Annotated in this window: 19 protein-coding genes and 1 tRNA gene; 14 read left to right on the top strand and 6 right to left on the bottom strand. The window is 65.2% G+C overall.

The window, feature by feature from the left end:
- Positions 1-168, top strand: a 168-nt coding sequence (locus tag Q8N40_RS11035; RefSeq protein ID WP_305711847.1) for a hypothetical protein, incomplete at its 5' end; no start/stop codon positions are given.
- A gap of 7 nt (positions 169-175) precedes the next feature.
- On the opposite strand, the gene Q8N40_RS11030 is transcribed toward Q8N40_RS11035, so the two are convergent.
- Positions 176-1,861, bottom strand: a complete 1,686-nt coding sequence (locus tag Q8N40_RS11030) for an MFS transporter (RefSeq protein ID WP_305711846.1) — start codon at positions 1,859-1,861, stop codon at positions 176-178.
- Positions 1,862-2,006: 145 nt separating this feature from the next.
- On the opposite strand from Q8N40_RS11030, the gene Q8N40_RS11025 reads away from it, so the two are divergent.
- The 8 genes from Q8N40_RS11025 to Q8N40_RS10990 all read left to right on the top strand — a co-directional run bounded on the left by Q8N40_RS11025 (position 2,007) and on the right by Q8N40_RS10990 (position 10,395).
- Complete coding sequence (locus Q8N40_RS11025; protein WP_305711845.1) at positions 2,007-3,377, top strand: hydrolase; 1,371 nt, start codon at positions 2,007-2,009, stop codon at positions 3,375-3,377.
- 108 nt (positions 3,378-3,485) lie between these two features.
- Complete coding sequence (locus Q8N40_RS11020; RefSeq protein ID WP_305711844.1) at positions 3,486-4,874, top strand: cytochrome P450; 1,389 nt, start codon at positions 3,486-3,488, stop codon at positions 4,872-4,874.
- A gap of 26 nt (positions 4,875-4,900) precedes the next feature.
- A complete protein-coding gene (locus tag Q8N40_RS11015; protein WP_305319206.1) occupies positions 4,901-6,313 on the top strand; it encodes an adenylate/guanylate cyclase domain-containing protein in 1,413 nt (470 codons plus the stop codon).
- A gap of 145 nt (positions 6,314-6,458) precedes the next feature.
- Positions 6,459-6,962, top strand: a complete 504-nt coding sequence (locus tag Q8N40_RS11010; RefSeq protein WP_305711843.1) for a TerB family tellurite resistance protein — start codon at positions 6,459-6,461, stop codon at positions 6,960-6,962.
- Positions 6,963-7,204: 242 nt separating this feature from the next.
- Positions 7,205-7,984, top strand: coding sequence for an SDR family oxidoreductase (locus Q8N40_RS11005; RefSeq protein ID WP_305319204.1), 780 nt, complete (start codon positions 7,205-7,207; stop codon positions 7,982-7,984).
- Positions 7,985-8,118: 134 nt separating this feature from the next.
- Entirely contained in the window at positions 8,119-8,910 is a 792-nt protein-coding gene (locus Q8N40_RS11000) for a glutamine amidotransferase (RefSeq protein WP_370870817.1), read from the top strand.
- A 121-nt stretch (positions 8,911-9,031) separates the two neighbouring features.
- Positions 9,032-9,550, top strand: a complete 519-nt coding sequence (locus Q8N40_RS10995; protein WP_305711842.1) for a nuclear transport factor 2 family protein — start codon at positions 9,032-9,034, stop codon at positions 9,548-9,550.
- Positions 9,551-9,582: 32 nt separating this feature from the next.
- Positions 9,583-10,395 (top strand): enoyl-CoA hydratase, encoded by an 813-nt coding sequence (locus Q8N40_RS10990; RefSeq protein WP_305319210.1) that lies wholly within the window; start codon positions 9,583-9,585, stop codon positions 10,393-10,395.
- A gap of 115 nt (positions 10,396-10,510) precedes the next feature.
- Here the strand turns inward: Q8N40_RS10990 and Q8N40_RS10985 are convergent.
- A tRNA-Ala gene (locus Q8N40_RS10985) sits at positions 10,511-10,586 on the bottom strand.
- 184 nt (positions 10,587-10,770) lie between these two features.
- Here Q8N40_RS10985 and Q8N40_RS10980 point away from each other — a divergent pair.
- Genes Q8N40_RS10980 through folD form a run of 3 tightly spaced genes read left to right on the top strand, consistent with a single transcriptional unit; the run spans position 10,771 to position 12,307 of the window.
- Complete coding sequence (locus Q8N40_RS10980; protein ID WP_305319201.1) at positions 10,771-11,061, top strand: YggT family protein; 291 nt, start codon at positions 10,771-10,773, stop codon at positions 11,059-11,061.
- Positions 11,062-11,083: 22 nt separating this feature from the next.
- Positions 11,084-11,404, top strand: a complete 321-nt coding sequence (locus Q8N40_RS10975; protein ID WP_305711841.1) for a DUF167 domain-containing protein — start codon at positions 11,084-11,086, stop codon at positions 11,402-11,404.
- An 18-nt stretch (positions 11,405-11,422) separates the two neighbouring features.
- Positions 11,423-12,307, top strand: coding sequence for a bifunctional methylenetetrahydrofolate dehydrogenase/methenyltetrahydrofolate cyclohydrolase FolD (gene folD / locus Q8N40_RS10970; protein WP_305711840.1), 885 nt, complete (start codon positions 11,423-11,425; stop codon positions 12,305-12,307).
- A 173-nt stretch (positions 12,308-12,480) separates the two neighbouring features.
- Here the strand turns inward: folD and Q8N40_RS10965 are convergent, their stop codons facing one another.
- The 3 genes from Q8N40_RS10965 to Q8N40_RS10955 all read right to left on the bottom strand — a co-directional run bounded on the left by Q8N40_RS10965 (position 12,481) and on the right by Q8N40_RS10955 (position 15,279).
- The gene (locus Q8N40_RS10965; RefSeq protein WP_305711839.1) at positions 12,481-13,959 is read right to left on the bottom strand and encodes a M20 family peptidase; all 1,479 of its coding nucleotides are present in this window, start codon (positions 13,957-13,959) and stop codon (positions 12,481-12,483) included.
- 153 nt (positions 13,960-14,112) lie between these two features.
- Positions 14,113-14,649, bottom strand: a complete 537-nt coding sequence (gene ppa, locus Q8N40_RS10960) for an inorganic diphosphatase (protein WP_305711838.1) — start codon at positions 14,647-14,649, stop codon at positions 14,113-14,115.
- A gap of 120 nt (positions 14,650-14,769) precedes the next feature.
- Positions 14,770-15,279 carry a GNAT family N-acetyltransferase gene (locus Q8N40_RS10955; protein ID WP_305711837.1) on the bottom strand — a complete coding sequence of 170 codons (510 nt, stop codon included), beginning with the start codon at positions 15,277-15,279 and terminating at the stop codon, positions 14,770-14,772.
- A 275-nt stretch (positions 15,280-15,554) separates the two neighbouring features.
- Here Q8N40_RS10955 and Q8N40_RS10950 point away from each other — a divergent pair, with 275 nt between their 5' ends.
- Both Q8N40_RS10950 and Q8N40_RS10945 read left to right on the top strand, forming a co-directional pair.
- Positions 15,555-16,454: a S9 family peptidase gene (locus Q8N40_RS10950; RefSeq protein ID WP_305711836.1), complete on the top strand. Its 900-nt coding sequence runs from the start codon at positions 15,555-15,557 to the stop codon at positions 16,452-16,454.
- Positions 16,451-16,873 carry a thiol-disulfide oxidoreductase DCC family protein gene (locus tag Q8N40_RS10945; protein WP_305711835.1) on the top strand — a complete coding sequence of 141 codons (423 nt, stop codon included), beginning with the start codon at positions 16,451-16,453 and terminating at the stop codon, positions 16,871-16,873. The genes Q8N40_RS10950 and Q8N40_RS10945 overlap by 4 nt, the downstream gene beginning before the upstream one ends.
- A 55-nt stretch (positions 16,874-16,928) precedes the next feature.
- Here the strand turns inward: Q8N40_RS10945 and Q8N40_RS10940 are convergent.
- A partial coding sequence (locus Q8N40_RS10940) for an FAD-dependent oxidoreductase (protein ID WP_305711834.1) occupies positions 16,929-17,237 on the bottom strand: 309 nt, incomplete at its 5' end.

Here is a 17,237-nt window from a genome sequence, read left to right as displayed (position 1 = left end):
ACTTCAGCGACCTCGGCACAGAGCCAGGACGTCTGCGCCCGCGACGCCTCGCGGTTTTGCCGCAAGTATCTGGAGGAGGGCGACCAGGTCGTGCTGGCCTGCCTGAAGCAAAATCGCGCCCGGCTCAGCAAGGGATGCCAGGATTTGCTGACGAGGCATGGGCAGTAATTTCTGATTACGTGCCGCTGCCCGCAGCCGTCGTCACCGGCAACACCTCGTTCGCGGCGCGGTCCGGCGTGTCTTCCTTCCAGCGCACCGACCCGAACGGCCGCTCCAGCATGCGTCGGACCCGCACCGGATCGGGCCCGAGGTGAAAGTCCATCGCGCGCTGATGCAGCGCGCGCTCGGATTGCGTCGAACGGTTGCGCTGGCGCAGATAATCCAGCCAGGTCGGGCAGTGATAGCGTTCGGTCCACAGTTCGGGATCGGCGATGTCGCGCGCGATCGACCAGCCATAGGCGCCGTTGCGCTGCCGGCTGAGTTGCACTTCCTGCATCACATTGTGGAAGGCGCGGGCGCTTTCCTGATCGACGCGGTATTCGATCTCGACCACCAGCGGCCCGCTGCGGCCGGTCAGCAACAGCCGCACCTCGGGGTCGGCCAGAACCTCGGCATCCTCGTTGCGTGCGCCGACCGGCGGCATCCGCAGCCACAGCCCGAGCAGCGGCGAAACCACCATCATGGCGGCGGAAACCAAGAGCGCGGTCTGCACGCCGGCCAGGTCGGTCAAATAGCCCCAGCCCCAGCTGCCGATCGCGATACCGCCTGCGATCGAAGCCTGGAACGCCGCCAGCGAGCGGCCCGCGACCCAGCGCGGCGCCGAGAGCTGGACGCCGATATTGAACAGCGCTACCGCCGCCATCCAGACCGCGCCGGCCACCACCAGCGCCGCGGCGGTCAGCACCGGCTGCCGGCTCAGCGCCACTGCCACGATGGCGCCCGCCATCGATATCGTGCAGGCGCGGATCGCGGCCTCGCCGCTCATCTGCTTGCGCAAGGTGCCGATGTTCAGCGCGCCGATCACCGCGCCCATGCCGAAGGCGCCGAGCATGATGCCGTAGGTCTGCGCGCCGCCATTCAGCAGGTCGCGGGCGATCAGCGGCATCAGCGCCATCACCGAACCGCCGATGATGCCGGTCACCAGCGTGCGCGTCAGCACGATGCGGATCGAGGGCGAGTTGGCGATATAGCGCACGCCCGACACGATGGCGCGGTTGAGACGTTCGCGCGGCAGCCGCGACGGCTCGCTGTTGCGGCGCCAGAGAAACAGCACGATCAGCAGCGGAATATAGAGCAGCGCGTTGGCGGCGAAGGCCGCGACCGCGCCGGCGGTGGCGACGATGACGCCGCCGATCGCCGGTCCAAAGCTTCGCGCGATGTTGTAGCTGATGCCGTTCAGCGCCACCGCCGCCGGCAAGTTCTCCGCCGGCACTTGCTCGCTGACCGAGGATTGCCACGCCGGTCCGAACAGCGCCATGCCGCAGCCGACGACGAAACAGAACGCCAGCAGGATATTCGGCGTCACCAGATTGAGCCATGCCATCACAGCCAGCGCCGTTGCGCCGGCCAGCGCGAAACACAGCGAGCCCAGCGCCACGATTCGCCGGTCATACATGTCGGCGATGGCGCCGGCCGGCATCGAGATCAGCATGATCGGCAGCATCAACGCGGTCTGCACCAGCGCGACCTTGTCGGCCGACGACGTCATCTGCGTCATCGCCCAGGCGGCGCCGACGCCCTGGATCAGCAGGCCGAGGTTGGAGAGCAGGCTGGCGAGCCAGATCCGCCGGAACACCGCATGCCGCAGCGGGGCCGCCACACCATCCCCTGCAAACATCGAGCGTTTCGGCGGTTCCTTCATTGCCCCTTCCGGCGGGCCGGTCGCGGCCCTGATTCCCTGTACTTTTCAGTGATGCCTGCGAAAGTCCTTGGATGTCCAGTGTTCAGGCCGCTATCAGCGGTCACACAGGGCGGCTAAAAGACTGAAAATGACGGGAGGCTACCAAATGAGCATATCGCGGCGGATGCTATTGAAGGGCGCCAGCGTGCTTACCCTGGCGACCGGCACCTTCGGCCTGTCGGCCCTTGCGCAGACCACGCCTCCGGCCCCGGCGCCACAAGTTCCGCCCATTCTGTTCGTGCATGGCAATGGCGACCAGGCCGGGCTGTGGATCACCACGCTGTGGCGGATGGAATCGAACGGGGTGGCGCGCGACCGGATGATGGCGATCAATTTCACCGATCCGCTGGCGCGATCCGACGATGCGGTGGCGCAGCCCAACCGGTCCTCGAGCGAAGACCAGCGCCGCGAGCTCGGTGAGGCGATCAAGGAATTGAAACGCCGCACCGGGGCGGCACGCATAGCACTGGTCGGCAATTCGCGCGGCGGCAATTCGATTCGCAGCTACATCAAGAACGGCGGCGGCGCCGATGTCAGCCACGCGGTGCTGTGCGGCGTTCCCAACCATGGCGTGTTCGATTGGGACGATATGCCCGGCAGCGAGTTCAACGGCCGCGGCCCGTTCCTGCGCGGCCTGAACGAGGGCGACAGCGAGGTGACGCCGGGCACTGCGTTCCTGACCTTGCGCAGCGACGGCAACGACAAATTTGCCCAACCTGATGGCCGCTTCGTCGGCAAACCGGGCGCGCAGACCGGCATCACCTCGGATGGTCCGGCGCTCAAGGGCGCCACCAATCTCGTGCTCGGCGCGATCGACCACCGTGAGACCGCGTTTCATCCGCGTGCGTTCCGCGAGATCTACAAATTCATCGCTGGCCGCGAACCGGGCCAAGTCGCCATTACGCCGGAAGCGGAAGTCAAACTGAGCGGCCTCGTGACGGGCACGCCGGGCGGCGTCCAAACCAACCGACCGGTGGCCGGCGCCTCGGTCGAACTGCATCGCGTATCGCCCGACACCGGTGAACGGCTGGGGGATCCGGTCTATAAGTCGCAGACCGGTGCGGACGGGCGCTGGGGCCCGGCGCTGGTCGATCCCACCTCGTACCTCGAGATCGTGCTCACCTCGCCCGGCTCGACCACCACGCATCTCTACCGCTCGCCGTTTCCACGTTCCTCCGACATCGTTCATCTGCGCGCCGCGCGCCCGCTCGGACCGGCCGATGCGGCCGCCGGCGCGGTCGTCATCATGTCGCGGCCGCGCGGCTATTTCGGCCTTCCCCGCGACGTGGTGCTGCTCGACGGCAAGGAGCCGGTGGATGTCAAAACCGGCGTGCCGACCGATTCGATCGCCACCTTGCGGCTTCCGGCCGCGGAGGCCGGGCGCGCCGTGGTCGCGCTGTTCAACGAGGAGCGAATCGTCGCCCGGGCCTGGCCGGCATCGGAAAACAGGATTGCGATCGCCGAGCTGACTTACTAGCTGTTGGGCGGTGTCCCGATTTACCCGCTTTCATGGCGCCCGGATTTCCGGACCTGATGGGGCGACACCGGACGGGCAGACCCGTCCCTGAGAACTGCGAGGCCGTAAGTGAGCATAGCCGAAGCTTGGGATCCGCCGATCACGCGTGCGCCGCTGGTGCCGCCGGCGCCGCCACGTGCGCCCGACAGCATGACCGCGCTGGGGCGGGTGATGGCGATGCGCAACAGCGCGATCAGCGCCTGGAGTCAGCGCGCTTACGAAGAGGACATCGTCCGGGGCCGCTTTTTCGGGCGCTCCAGCTTCATCCTCAACACGCCGGATTCGATCAAGCATGTGCTGGTCGACAACTACGAGAATTACGTGCGGACCCCGGCCGCGATCCGGGTGCTGCGTCCGATCCTCGGCGAAGGCCTGCTGATCGCGGAGGGCCGCACCTGGAAGCATCAGCGCCGGACGCTGGCGCCGGCCTTTACGCCGCGCGCCGTCATGCCGCTCGTTCCGCACATGCTGGTCGCGACCGATCAAACTATCGCAAAACTCCGGGCTGCCGGCAACGCGCCGGTCGATCTGCGCGAGGCGATGCAGCGCATGACGCTCGAGATCGCCGGGCGCACGATGTTTTCATTCGGCATGGACCGCCATGGCGCCGCGCTGCGCGACTTCGTGATGGAGTATGGCGAGCGGCTGGCGCGGCCGCATGTTTTCGATCTGCTGTTGCCGCTGAGCTGGCCGAGCCCGCAGGATTTCGCGCGCGCCCGCTTCCGCAAGCGCTGGACGCAATTCGTCGCCATGCTGATGGCGGAACGGCGCGCCGCCGGCAAGAACGAGGGCGCACCGCCGAGCGACCTGTTCGATCTGATGGGCGCCGCGCGCGATCCCGAGACCGGCGACGCCTTTACCGACGAGCAGCTCGGCGACCAGGTGGCGACGATGATTCTCGCCGGCCACGAGACCACCGCCACGGCCTTGTTCTGGTCGCTGTATCTGCTGGCGCTCGACCCCGGCACGCAGGACCAGTTGGCCGCCGAAGTGAAGGCGGCGACCGCTGGCGGCGCGCTCGATATCGATCGGCTGAAGTTTACCCGCGCGGTGGTCGACGAGACCATGCGACTCTATCCGCCGGCGTTCCTGATCGCCCGCGCGGCCGGAGCGGCCGATACCATCGGCGGCATGCCGGTGAAGAAAAACGACATCGTGCTGATCGCGCCGTGGCTGCTGCACCGGCACGAGAAGCTCTGGCGCGATCCGAATGCCTTCATCCCGTCCCGTTTCATGCCGCCTTCGCCGCCGCCCGATCGCTTTGCCTATTTGCCGTTCGGCGTCGGGGCCCGGGTCTGCATCGGCGCGCATTTCGCGCTGGTCGAGGCCACCCTGGCGCTGGCCAAGCTGATCGGCGCGTTCAAGGTCGAGCTCATCGACGAGGCGCCGGTGATGCCGGTCGGCGTGGTGACGACGCAGCCCGATAGCTCGCCGATGTTCAGGATCACGCCGCGTTAGCCGGAGTATTGTCGAGCGGAGTTGATATGAGCGACACCGAGGCCCAGTTCTCCGTGCTGAAGCAGACCGCCGATCCGGCGGTGGCCGATGCAATTCGCGATCTGATCGAGAACGGCGAGGACCACCAGCTCAACCGGATCAATGTGCTGGATTTCTCGGCTCGGAGCGGGCTCGACGAAGAGCGGGTGATTTCCGGCTTTTTGCATGCCTCACGGCTCGGGCTGTTCGAACTCACCTGGAATGTGCTCTGCCCCGGCTGCGGCGGCGTACTCGATGCCCATTCGACGCTGAAATCGTTGCGCCATGACGACTATCATTGCGGACTGTGCGCCTGCGGCTACGAGGCCTCGGTCGACGAACAGGTCGAGGTCGCCTTTACCGTCAGCCCCCGGGTCCGGCGCATCGCGGCGCATGACCCGAACACGCTGCCGCTCTGGGAATATTACAAGCAGATATTCTGGAGTTCCGGCGTCGACTTCAACGAGGAGTCGTTCGCGGAGCTGTCAAATGAGGTCGTGCTGGATGCACTCGAATTGCCGGCCGGCGAGAAGGCGGTGTTGTCGCTGCAACTGCCGCCGCAATTCATCATCGTGTTCGAACCGGTGACGCACTCCGCCCAGTTCATCGACGTCCAGGGCGAGCCGACAAAAGAGCGCCAGCAACTGTCGATGCTCTACAACAAGAACCCGACGCCGACCGGTGGAACCATCACGATGCGTCCCGGCCCGTTACGGCTGGCGTTGGACAACCAGGCCGGCGTGCGGGTGCTGCCGTCGGTCTTCATCGCCGCCGAGGCGCTCCACCATCTGATCGGCAAACGCAAGCCGTTCCTCACGGCCAAGCGGATGCTGACCAACCAGACCTTCCGCGACGTCTTCAAGGCCGACAATCTCAATGTCGACCAGCGGCTCAAGATCACCTCGCTGACGTTCCTGTTCACCGACCTCAAGGGCTCGACCGCGCTGTATGAGCGGGTCGGCGATCTCGCCGCATTCGATCTGGTGCGCGCGCATTTTCAGGCGTTGCTGGAGATCATCTCCTCGGAGAAGGGCGCCGTGGTGAAGACGATCGGCGACGCCGTGATGGCGACGTTCGTCAGGCCCGAGCACGCGATCGTCGCGGGTTTGCGGATGCGCGCCGCCATGGACGTGCTCAATGCCCAGCGCGGGACACAGGATCTGGTGGTCAAGATCGGCATTCATGAAGGCCCCTGCCTTGCCGTCATGCTGAACGAGCGGCAGGATTATTTCGGCCAGACCGTGAACATCGCAGCCCGGGTCCAGAGCCTGTCGACCTCGCAGGAAATGCATATCACCGGGCCGGTCAACGATGCGCCGGCGGTGGCCGCCATTCTGCGGCGGGAGTCGATCACGCCGATTCAAAAGCAGGCGGCACTGCGCGGCATCGCCGACAAGATCGTGGTGTACGAAATACCCTGAGCAGGAACATCCGAGATTGCCTAATCGTAATGCAGGCCGGGAACCGGCATGGATTGCGCGGGTTGATTTTCCAACCCATATGTTTGTCGACGCCGTTTGCGGCGAACAGGCCCGAATAACCCCCTGGATTTCGGCAGGAAAACCAATGCTGGACGGACTGCGCCAATTTATTGCCGACGTTGTTTCTCCCACCGCGCTGGCGGATCGGGCGTTCGACGATACCGGATATCGTCTGGCGGCGACGGCGTTGTTGATTCACGTCATTTCGATCGACGGCGAGCCGTCCGAAGCGGAAAAGCGCAAGCTCCACAGCCTGATCGAAAGCCGCTTCGGGCTCGATCGCGGCGCGGCGGATTACCTGATCGCTTCCGCGACGCTGGTCGAGGGCGAGGCGGTCGATCTCTATCATTTCACCAGCGTCATCAAGCGGACGGTGGATGAAGAAGGCCGGCTCCGCATCGTCGAAATGATGTGGGAACTGGTCTATGCCGACGGCCAGGTCAGCGAGTTCGAGGACAATGTGGTCTGGCGCGCGGCGGACCTGCTGGGCGTGGCCTCGCAAGACCGCATCGACCTCAAGCACCGTGTCGCCGCAAGGCGACCCGCGATGGTCGGCGATGGCTCGGATGTCGCAGACGCGGCCACATGACGCGCAGCGGCCAGCGTCGGGGCGACCTCGACGGTGCGGTAGCGGACATGACGAAATTTTGATCCAGCGGGCGATCAGTCGTCGCGAGCTGCGCCAAGCCCCGGAATGTTGCATTTCGAGCTCTGCACTGCGCGTTTGCACATGCGGTTATGCTATCAGGTGGCTTGCATCTCCCCTCGACCCTATGCTCTCGTTCCGAGTGTTATCCGCATTTCCTGCAATTGAATTATGAGTATTGAATCGTGACCGAGCGTGTGACGCTGATTACCGGTGCCTCGGCGGGCATAGGCACCGAGCTGGCGCGCGTTTTCGCATCGAACGGCCATCGCCTGGCCCTGGTGGCGCGACGGACGGATCGCCTGGCTAAACTGGCTGACGAAATCGTCGCTGGCGGCGGCGCTGTGCCGATTGTGATTACCTGCGATCTCGAGCAGCCCGATGCCGCTGACAAAATTGCCGCGATCCTGGCCGCCGAAGGCGTCGAGGTCGACTACGTCGTCAACAATGCGGGCTTCGGCATGTTCGGCAGGGCGATCGATCGCGACCGTGCCGAGCAGCTCGGCATGATCGACCTCAACGTTCGGACCCTGACCGATCTGTCGCTGCGGTTTTCCGACAGCCTGATCCGGCACCGTGGCGGCATCCTCAATCTGGCGTCCATTGCCAGCTTTCTGCCGGGGCCCGGCATGGCCGTCTACTATGCGTCCAAGGCCTATGTGCTGTCCTTCACAGAGGCGTTGCGGGCCGAATTGGCGCAGCACGGCGTGCGCGTCACCGCGCTGTGCCCGGGTCCGGTACCTTCGGAATTTCAGTCGCGGGCGGGATTTCTGCCAGGGGTCGATTCCGTCATCCTCAACGTCACCCCGGCGGATGTGGCACAGGCCGGGTATCGCGGGCTGATGGCCAACAGGCGGACGGTGATTCCAGGAGTCGGCGTCAAGATCGTGCCGTTCCTGCTCCGGCTGTTTCCGCGCGGGTTTATCCTGGCGGCGGTCGCCCGCCTGCAGCTGCGCCGGCGCTGATAAAGCCGTCGCGGCGTTCTGGCCCGCGATTTGCTTATATTTCCTGTGAACGCACCCGAAATTAACGGCGACTTAGGTATGTAGCTGGCTTGATGGCCACTGAGCAGAAAAAGTCGATGTTTCAGTCGGACCAGATGTTGAGCGAAAATGTCCTGCGCTTCCCCGGTGGAGCGGCAGCGGCCCCTTTCGCGCCTGCGGCGGCCGAATCCCTGCTGCCGGTGCTGGTGGTCCTGCACCAGGAGTGCTCGACGCCGGGCCGGGTCGGCAATGCGCTGCGGGCGCTCGGTCACCGGCTGGATGTCAGGCGTCCGCGGTTCGGCGACGCCCTGCCGGAAACCCTGGATGACCATGCCGGCGCGGTGATCTTCGGCGGGCCGATGAGCGCCAATGATCCCGACGAATTCGTCCGCCGTGAAATCGACTGGATTTCGGTTCCGCTGCGGGAGCAACGGCCGTTTCTGGGAATCTGCCTGGGCGCACAGATGCTCGCCATGCAACTCGGCGCGCGGGTCGCGCCGCATCCGGAAGGCCGGGCGGAGGTCGGCTACTACCCGATCCGTCCGACGAAAGCGGGGCTGGCGCTGTGCCCGCACTGGCCGGACCATGTCTACCACTGGCACCGCGAGGGATTCGAACTTCCCCATGGCGCCGAGTTGCTGGCCGAGGGCGGCGACTTCCCGATTCAGGCGTTTCAGTCAGGCCACGCGTTCGGCTTCCAGTTTCATCCCGATGTGACCTACGCGATGATGCATCGCTGGACCACGCGCGGCTACGACCGACTGGACGCGCCGGGCGCGCGGGCGCGCCACCATCACTTCGCCGATCGCGCCGTCCATGACGTGACCGAGCGCGCCTGGCTGAAGGCGTTTCTCGACGACTGGCTGACGCGCATGCCGCGTTCGGTGATGTCGGAAGCTGCGGAATAACGCGGCAAAAAACATCGCCGCGATATTCCGTGCGGCGGTTCCCGAACCCTTTCCAAATCTGCAGATATGCTAGTGTCGACCGCACAAGCTTGCGGTCAATCAGCAGGCATCGGGAGGCGGCATGACCGGCGACGACTTCGCTGCGCTATTGAGCGACTTCACGCTGTCGGCGGAATCCGGCGACGGCGCGCGCTTTGCCAGGCACTTCTCCGAAGACGGCATCTATTACGACTATATCTACGGCGCCCATCGGGGCCGCGCCGACATCGCCCACATGATGCAGGATCTGTTTCACCGCGATGCCGCCGACTATCGCTGTGAGATGTTCGATCCCGTGTTCGACGGCCGGCAGGGTTATGCGTGGTCGCTGTCCAGCTTCACCTCGACCATCCCGCAGTTCAAGGGCCAGCGCGTGGTGATCGACGGCATGAGCCGCTTTATCGTCCGCGACGGCCTGATCGCCGAGTACCGTGAGTCCGTCAATGGCGGCGTGGCGATGGCGCAACTCGGCGTCGAACCGGACCGCATGACCAAAGTGTTCAAGCGCTGGACCGGCTGGCTCAAGGAGCGTCCGGAAACACAGGATTATCTGGCGCGGCCAACAGGCTCGCGCGCGAAAAGGGAGACCCAGGACACATGACTCAGCAACAACGCGCGGCTGCAAACGATCCGGTGACCTATCAGGCCATCCTCTACGAGGTGAGCGACAAGATCGCGACTATCACGCTGAACCGGCCCGACCGCATGAATGCGTGGACGCCGATCATGGAGCGCGATGTGCGCCACGCCATGGAATCGGCCGCGGCCGACGACAATGTGCGCGTCATCGTGCTGACCGGAGCCGGCCGCGCCTTCTGCGCCGGCGCCGATATGGATGCGCTGAAAGGGCTCGATCCCGACGACATCAAGCGCGCCCAGAGCCTGCCGGCGTTCGACATGAACCGGCGGCCGGACTGGCAGAGCCGCTACGGCTATTATCCGTCGATTGCAAAGCCTGTGATCGGCATGCTGAACGGCGCCACCGCGGGCATTGGCCTCGTCCACGCGTTGTATTGCGATCTGCGTTTCGCCGCCGACAACACCGTGTTCACGACGGCGTTTTCGCGCCGCGGACTGATCGCCGAACATGGCATCAGCTGGATGCTGCCGCGCATCGTCGGCCACGCCAATGCGCTGGATCTCCTGATGTCGGCGCGTCGGGTGCCAAGCGACGAGGCGCTGCGCATCGGCCTGGTCAACCGGCTGTACCCGCCCGACCAGTTGCGCGAGCAGACCTACGCCTATGCCCGCGATCTCGCCGACTTCGTCTCGCCGAGCGCGATCGCCGTGATCAAGCGGCAGCTTTACGACGTGCCGTTCCAGACCCTGGCCGAAGCCACGATCGACGCCAACCGCGAGATGGTGGTGGCATTGCGCGGCAGCGATTTCCGCGAAGGCGTTGCGAGCTTCATGGAGAAGCGGCCGCCGCGGTTTACGGGGAAGTAGGGGGAGGTGAGGCGTCTGACGGCCCGTCTTCGCCCAGGAGGGCTACGCCGGGCACCACGCTTCGCCCTTCAGGCTCTTGCGTGGCTGCGCCACGCGAAGCCCGAAGGGCGAAGCGTGGTGGAGCCAGGCGGGATCGAACCGCCGACCTCGTCATTGCGAACGACGCGCTCTCCCAGCTGAGCTATGGCCCCATCGCGAGCGCCCGGAAGGCAAGTTCCGGTGGCCGGCAATTGGCGCCATTTACAATCCGCGCCAAGGGCAAGTCAAGAACGGTGAAATCGCTGATTTTCGGGAGGTTTTGCCGGGAACTTCCCTTGTTTGCGGGGGTAGGAACCGATATCTAGCAGGCTAGCAAACCCCGCGAGTTTATCCCCCATGCGAGCCGTTCTCGACATCATCATTATTGTTCTCGATCTCTATGTCTGGCTGCTGATCGCCTCCGCCATCCTGTCCTGGCTGATCGCCTTCAACGTCGTGAACACCCGCAACCAGTTCGTGTCGGCGGTGGCCGAGTTCCTGTACCGGATCACCGAACCGGTGCTGGCGCCGATCCGGCGGTTCATGCCCAGCCTCGGCGGCCTCGATATCTCGCCGATCATCCTGATCCTGATCATCATGTTCATCCAGCGGGTGATTGCCTACTACATCTATCCAAACGTGGTCTGATCGCGGCTTTGGTGGATGCCCCATGGATCCCTGGCGCTATTCCACCGAAGGCATCAGTGTCGTTTTGCGCGTCACCCCGCGCGGCGGCCGTGACGACATCGACGGCATTGAGACGCTCGCCAATGGCCGCAGCGTGGTCAAGGTCCGGGTCCGCGCCATCGCCGAAGGCGGCGAGGCCAATCGCGCGGTGACGGAATTGCTCGCCAAAGCGCTCGGGGTGCCCAAGCGGTGCGTGCGGGTGCTGTCGGGAACGACGTCCCGGCACAAGCAGATTGCCGTCGACGGCGATCCAGTGAAACTCGGCGACACGTTGCGGAAGCTGACCACGGCGAAGCCCGACTGATTTACAAGAAGGACCGAGATGGCGGCCCGCATCATCGACGGAAAAGTCATTGCATCGGAGCTTCGCGCCCGTGTCGCCGACGAAGTGGCGCGGGTGCAGCGGGCGCACGGGCTGACGCCTGGGCTCGCGGTGGTGCTGGTCGGCAGCGACCCCGCCAGCCAAGTCTATGTCCGCAGCAAGCACAAGCAGACGCAAGCCGCCGGCATGGCGTCGTTCGAGCACGTGCTGCCGGCCGACGTCGCCCAGATCGAATTGCTGGCGCTGATCGGGCAGCTCAATCGCGATCCGGCCGTGCACGGCATTCTGGTGCAGCTGCCGCTGCCGAAATCGCTCGATACCGAAGCCATCATCAACGCCATCGACCCCGCCAAGGATGTCGACGGGCTGCATCCCAACAATGCCGGCCGCCTCGCCGGCGGGCTGGCAGCGCTGTCGCCCTGCACGCCGCTCGGCTGCATCATTCTGAGCAAGAGCGTGCACGCCTCGCTCGAAGGCATGAACGCCATCGTGATCGGCCGCTCCAACCTGGTCGGCCGCCCGCTGGTGCAGTTGCTGCTCAACGAGAACGCCACGGTCACGATTGCGCATTCGCGCTCGCGCGATCTGGCGCAACTCTGCGCCCGCGCCGACCTGGTCTACGCCGCGGTCGGCAAGCCGGAAATGGTGCGGCGCGACTGGATCAAGCCGGGCGCCACCGTGATCGATGTCGGCATCAACCGGCTGCCCGGGCCTGACGGCAAGGACCGGCTGGTCGGCGATGTCGCCTTCAAGGAAGTATCCGAGGTCGCGGGCGCAATCACGCCGGTGCCCGGCGGCGTCGGCCAGATGACGGTGGCGTGCCTGCTGGTCAACACGCTGCGCGCCGCTTGCGCGATTCACGGGCTGGCGAAGCCTGGGGTGTGATCTTCTGCCCTCTCCCGCGCTTGCGGGGGAGGGTGCCGAGCGCAGCGAGGCGGGTGGGGGCTCTCTCAACAAGAGAGACTGCCGCGCTGCTTGCGAATCGTTGATCGTATAGATCGTGCCGGTTGAGAGACCCCCACCCCGGCCCTCCCCCGCAAGCGGGAGAGGGAGAAAAATCACCCCGCGCTGTTCTCGATCAGACGCCGGTAAAACCGGATCATGTCGGCATAACCCTCGACGCTGAGGCGCTCATTGGTGCCGTGGAATCGCTTCAGATCGTCCGACGTCGCGCGTACCGGCGAGAAGCGGAAGATGGTGTCGGTCACGCCGGTGAAGTGACGCGAATCGGTCGCGGCCACCATCAGGCCGGGGGCGACGATCACGTCGGGAAAAATCTCCCGGATGGTGCGGTTGAGCATGCGGTAGGACGGACCCGCGATGCCGGTCACCGGCGGTGGATCGGTGTTGCCGGGGAACGGCGCGACCGCGATGCGCTCGTTGCCGACGGTGGCGCGGACATGGTCGATCACGCTGGCCTGGGTATCGCCGGGCATCAGCCGGAAATTGACGGTGGCCGCGGCATTGCCGGGCAGCACGTTATCCTTGTCGCCCGCATTGAAGATGGTCAGCGCCGTGGTGGTGCGGACCGTCGCCTCGGTGGGGCCGGTCTTTTCGAATTCGCGCAAGAGAAGCGGCTTGAACAGCCAGAGGTTCGACAGCACGACGCGGTTGAAGCCGCTCATTTCCGGCGCCAGCGTGTCGAACATTTCCGAGACGGTGCCGCGAACCTGCATCGGCAGGCGATGGTCTTCCAGCCGCGCCAGCGCGGCGCTCATCATGCCGATCGCGGTCTGGCGCGGCGGCATCGAGGAATGCCCTGGCGTCGCCTGCGCGGTCAGCACCAGCGTGGCATAACCCTTCTCGGCGACGCCGATCAGCGCCGCGGGCTTGTCGAGCCCCTTCATGATACCGTCGGTGATCAGCAGGCCCTCGTCGAGCAGGAAGTCGAGCTTGACGCCGCGCGAGGCCAGCGTGGCGGCGATCGCGTTGGCGCCCCTGACGCCGGCGACTTCCTCGTCATGGCCGAACGCGAAATAGACGGTTCGCTTCGGGGCAAAGCCCTGCTTCGCCATCTGCTCGGCGGCCTCCAGCATTGCATAGAGGTTGCCCTTGTTGTCCCACGATCCGCGGCCCCAGATGAAGCCATCGGCAATGACGCCTTCGAACGGCGGCTGCTGCCAGTCCCTCTCGGTGCCCGGCGCCACCGGCACCACGTCCTGATGCGCCAGCAGCGCGATCGGTGCTGCCTTGGCGTCCGAGCCCTGCCACGTGTAGAGCAGGCTGTGGCCGCCGATCAACTCGCGCTTCGCCGCGGCATGAAACGCCGGAAAGCTCTTTTCGATATGCGCGCGCAGTCCACGCAGCGCGTCGGCGCCCTGCTCGGGATTGAGAAAATTCGAAATGGTCTGGAAACGGATCGCCTCGGACAGCCGCATCGCCGCGCCCTGGTCGACCGGCGCGCGCGGCACCGCAGCGACCTCGATCTGCCGCGAGCCGTGCGAGAACACGTTGAACAGCAGGATGGCGGCGAGCAGGATGATGGCCGCGACGAGGAGCAGCAGGAGATTGCGGATGATCTTGATCAGGCGGCGCATGGGGTAATCTCTATTCCTGCAACGTCATTGCGAGGAGCGCTAGCGACGAAGCAATCCAGCTTTGCTGCGATAAAGCTGGATTGCTTCGCTTCGCTCGCAATGACGACTTCTACTCTGAGCACCCTCACGTCCGGGACACGAGAACGTGAAAGCCTACTTCACTTTCGCCCGGGCGCGTTCGATGCCTTCGACGATCAGCCGGTGCGCATCCTCGGCGTCGCCCCAACGCACGACCTTCACCCATTTGCCGGGCTCCAGATCCTTGTAGTGCTCAAAGAAGTGCTGGATCTGCTGCAGCGTGATGTCGGGCAGGTCGCTGTAGGTCTTCACCTTGTCGTAGCGCTGGGTCAACTTGGAGGACGGGACCGCGATGATCTTCTCGTCGCCGCCGGCTTCATCTTCCATCAGGAGCACGCCGACCGGCCGCACGCTCATGACCGCGCCGGGGACGATGGCTCGGGTGTTGGCCACCAGCACGTCGCAGGGGTCGCCATCTTCCGACAGCGTGTGCGGGATGAAGCCGTAATTGCCGGGATAGCGCATGGCGGTATAGAGAAACCGGTCGACGACGAGCGTGCCGGCGTCCTTGTCCATCTCGTATTTGATCGGCTCGCCGCCGACCGGAACTTCGATGATGACGTTGACGATGCGCGGCGGGTCGATTCCGAGCGAGATGGCGTCAATGCGCATGAATGGCTCCGCGTGGTTGTGAAGTCAGCTCGCCTGAACAGGGCCTTGTAAACAAGGCCATGGATAGGACGCGACGCGGGCCGAAGCCAGCCTCGATTTGTCTCACAAATCAGGAGAAGCTCAGTTGGTCCAGGCGAAGGCGACCTTGTCGAGCGACTTCGTCCCGAATTTCTCGGAACTGCGCGCGACCATGCGGCCGCCAAGGGCGCGATAAAATTCCGTCGCCGGATCGTTGTCGGAGAGAGCCCAGATCACCATGCTCTTCAGCCCGCTCTGCAACAGGTCGCGCCGTGCCGAAGTGAACAGCCGGCGGCCGAAGCCCAGTCCCTGAAATTCCGGCCGCAGATAGAGCTCATAGATCTCGCCTTCGAAGTGCAGGCTGCGGGCGCGGTTGCGGCCGTAATTGGCGTAGCCTGCGACCTTGTCGCCGAACACCAGCACGCTGACGCGGCTGCCCTTGCGGATCGCGCTGTCCCACCATTGCGGGCCACGGCGGTTGATCAGCTTTTCCAGCTCGGCGCCGGGGATGATGCCCTGATAGGCCGAACGCCAGGCTTCGTCATGGGTGGAGGCCACCGCGGTTGCGTCCGCAGCTTTGGCCGGTCGAACCTCGATCAGGGTTGTGCTCATGTCCTGATCAAAGCAAGTCAGCGCGTCCGCTTCAAGGTCTATCGTTAATTATCGGTTAACCTGTGGATTTTCTGCATCAGTCGTGTCGGCCAGTTGTATCGAAAAAGGACAGAGACCCCAGGGAATGGGGCTCGTACATGCGTTCGAGGTTGCGAATGATTCTTAACGGCCGGTTTGGCTGGTGACGTTCACGGAAAAATGCCCGGAATTCATTCGTGGCGGGTATTCTGTTCCGCAAATCCGGGCGGGTCCCCTGGCCCGCGTCAGGCAAATTCATGCAATCGCTCAAAGCCTGTTTCGTCCTGGTTGTGCTCGGAACGGTCTGTATCCCAAACGCGCGCGCGCAAGACAGGCTCGGCGCGCAGGGCGCGGAGACCGGCCAACATCGCCTGCAGCAATGGCTGGTGCCTTCACCGGCGATGGATGTCGCGTCGCGCGCGCGCCTGTTTCGCCCGCCCGGCGACGGGCCGTTTCGGCTGACGGTGATCGCACATGCCTCGACCCAGAACGTGTTGCGTCGCGCGCAGATGCCGCAACCCGAATATCGCGCGTTGGCGGGCTGGCTGGTGGCGCGCGGCTTTGCCGTGCTGGTGCCGGAACGTCCCGGCCACGGCGGCACCGGCGGACGCTATCTGGAGGATCAGGGCGGCTGCGACGAAGCCGACTACGCGCGCTCCGGACGCGCCACCGCGGACGCGATCGCGGCGGCGGCTGGCTTCATGCGCAAGCAGCCCTTCATCAGGCCGGACGGCATGGTCATTGTCGGGCACTCCGCCGGTGGCTGGGGCGCGCTGGCGCTGGCCGGCGAGAATCCGAAAGACATCTCCGCCATCATTGCCTTTGCGCCCGGCCGCGGCGGCCATGCCAATGACCAGCCGAACAAGGTTTGCGCGCCGCATGCGCTGATGGCGGCGGCGGCCGAATTCGGCAAGGCCGCGCGCGTCCCGGTGACATGGCTGGTGGCAGCGAACGATACGTATTTCCCGCCCGATCTGTCGCGGCGAATGGCTGATGCGTTTCGCGGCAGCGCCGGCAAAGCCAGTTTCCACGTGCTGGCGGCATCCGGCAGCGAGGGACACTGGCTGGCAGAAACCGAAGCCGGCGCCAAAATCGCAGGTCCGCAACTGGATCGGGCGTTAAGGACGCTGGCGCCGCCCGCGGCGAAAAAGCGATGACGCTGCGGAAGACGAGCCCGTGGCCGGACGATGACCTCATCCTCTACGACGGCGTCTGCGTGTTCTGCTCGCGCTGGATCCGCTTCGTCGCCGCGCGCGATGTGGAGCGGCGATTCCGCTTCACCGCGATCCAGTCCGGCTACGGCACGCGGCTGGCGCAGGCGGTTGGAATTAATTCTGATGATCCGGACACCAACGCAGTCATTCATGGCGGCGAGGCGTTCTTCAGATCCGACGCGGCGCTGACGGTGCTGTCGAATCTGCCGGGCTGGCGCTGGGTGCGTGTGCTGCGCGCGGTGCCGAAGCCGCTGCGCGATGCGGTGTACGGTCTCGTCGAGCGCCATCGCTACCGGATTTTCGGGAAGTATGAGGCGTGCTTTGTGCCGGATGCGGAGATGCGGGCGAGGGTGATGGAGTAGGATTTGATGCGGTCTCACCGTTGCTTCGCTTCGCTCGCGATGACCCCCTTAGTTGTCAGCCCTTCGCAAGTGCCGCCAATACCTCCCCCGCCGCCCTCTCCCCCGAATCCCTTGCCCCATGCGCGGTCGAGAAAAAGTACGGCGAGGTCGCTTCCCCCGCGAAGAACAGCCGCCCGTCGACCGGCGCTGCCAGCACCGCGCGGGCGCCGGCATGGCCGGGCAGGGCGTGTGAATAGGAGCCGCGCGCGAACGGGTCGTGGGCCCAGCGCGATTCCGCGAGCGGTTTCAGTTTGCGGCGGTAGTCGTTGCCGAGGAAGCCGACGATCTCGTCGATGCTCTGCGCCGCCAGCGCGCCGTCGCCGGC

The organism is Bradyrhizobium sp., from assembly GCF_030693485.1.
Taxonomy (GTDB): Bacteria; Pseudomonadota; Alphaproteobacteria; order Rhizobiales; family Xanthobacteraceae; genus Bradyrhizobium.
Note: the sequence above shows the minus strand (reverse complement) of the source record. Positions and strands in the feature narration are given on the sequence as shown.

Coding starts and splice junctions, on each gene's coding strand:
- Q8N40_RS11030 (WP_305711846.1), bottom strand. CDS start 1,861: ATGAAGGAACCGCCGAAACGCTCGATGTTTGCAGGGGATGGTGTGGCG.
- Q8N40_RS11025 (WP_305711845.1), top strand. CDS start 2,007: ATGAGCATATCGCGGCGGATGCTATTGAAGGGCGCCAGCGTGCTTACC.
- Q8N40_RS11015 (WP_305319206.1), top strand. CDS start 4,901: ATGAGCGACACCGAGGCCCAGTTCTCCGTGCTGAAGCAGACCGCCGAT.
- Q8N40_RS11010 (WP_305711843.1), top strand. CDS start 6,459: ATGCTGGACGGACTGCGCCAATTTATTGCCGACGTTGTTTCTCCCACC.
- Q8N40_RS11000 (WP_370870817.1), top strand. CDS start 8,119: ATGTTGAGCGAAAATGTCCTGCGCTTCCCCGGTGGAGCGGCAGCGGCC.
- Q8N40_RS10995 (WP_305711842.1), top strand. CDS start 9,032: ATGACCGGCGACGACTTCGCTGCGCTATTGAGCGACTTCACGCTGTCG.
- Q8N40_RS10980 (WP_305319201.1), top strand. CDS start 10,771: ATGCGAGCCGTTCTCGACATCATCATTATTGTTCTCGATCTCTATGTC.
- Q8N40_RS10975 (WP_305711841.1), top strand. CDS start 11,084: ATGGATCCCTGGCGCTATTCCACCGAAGGCATCAGTGTCGTTTTGCGC.
- folD (WP_305711840.1), top strand. CDS start 11,423: ATGGCGGCCCGCATCATCGACGGAAAAGTCATTGCATCGGAGCTTCGC.
- Q8N40_RS10965 (WP_305711839.1), bottom strand. CDS start 13,959: ATGCGCCGCCTGATCAAGATCATCCGCAATCTCCTGCTGCTCCTCGTC.
- ppa (WP_305711838.1), bottom strand. CDS start 14,649: ATGCGCATTGACGCCATCTCGCTCGGAATCGACCCGCCGCGCATCGTC.
- Q8N40_RS10955 (WP_305711837.1), bottom strand. CDS start 15,279: ATGAGCACAACCCTGATCGAGGTTCGACCGGCCAAAGCTGCGGACGCA.
- Q8N40_RS10950 (WP_305711836.1), top strand. CDS start 15,555: ATGCAATCGCTCAAAGCCTGTTTCGTCCTGGTTGTGCTCGGAACGGTC.
- Q8N40_RS10945 (WP_305711835.1), top strand. CDS start 16,451: ATGACGCTGCGGAAGACGAGCCCGTGGCCGGACGATGACCTCATCCTC.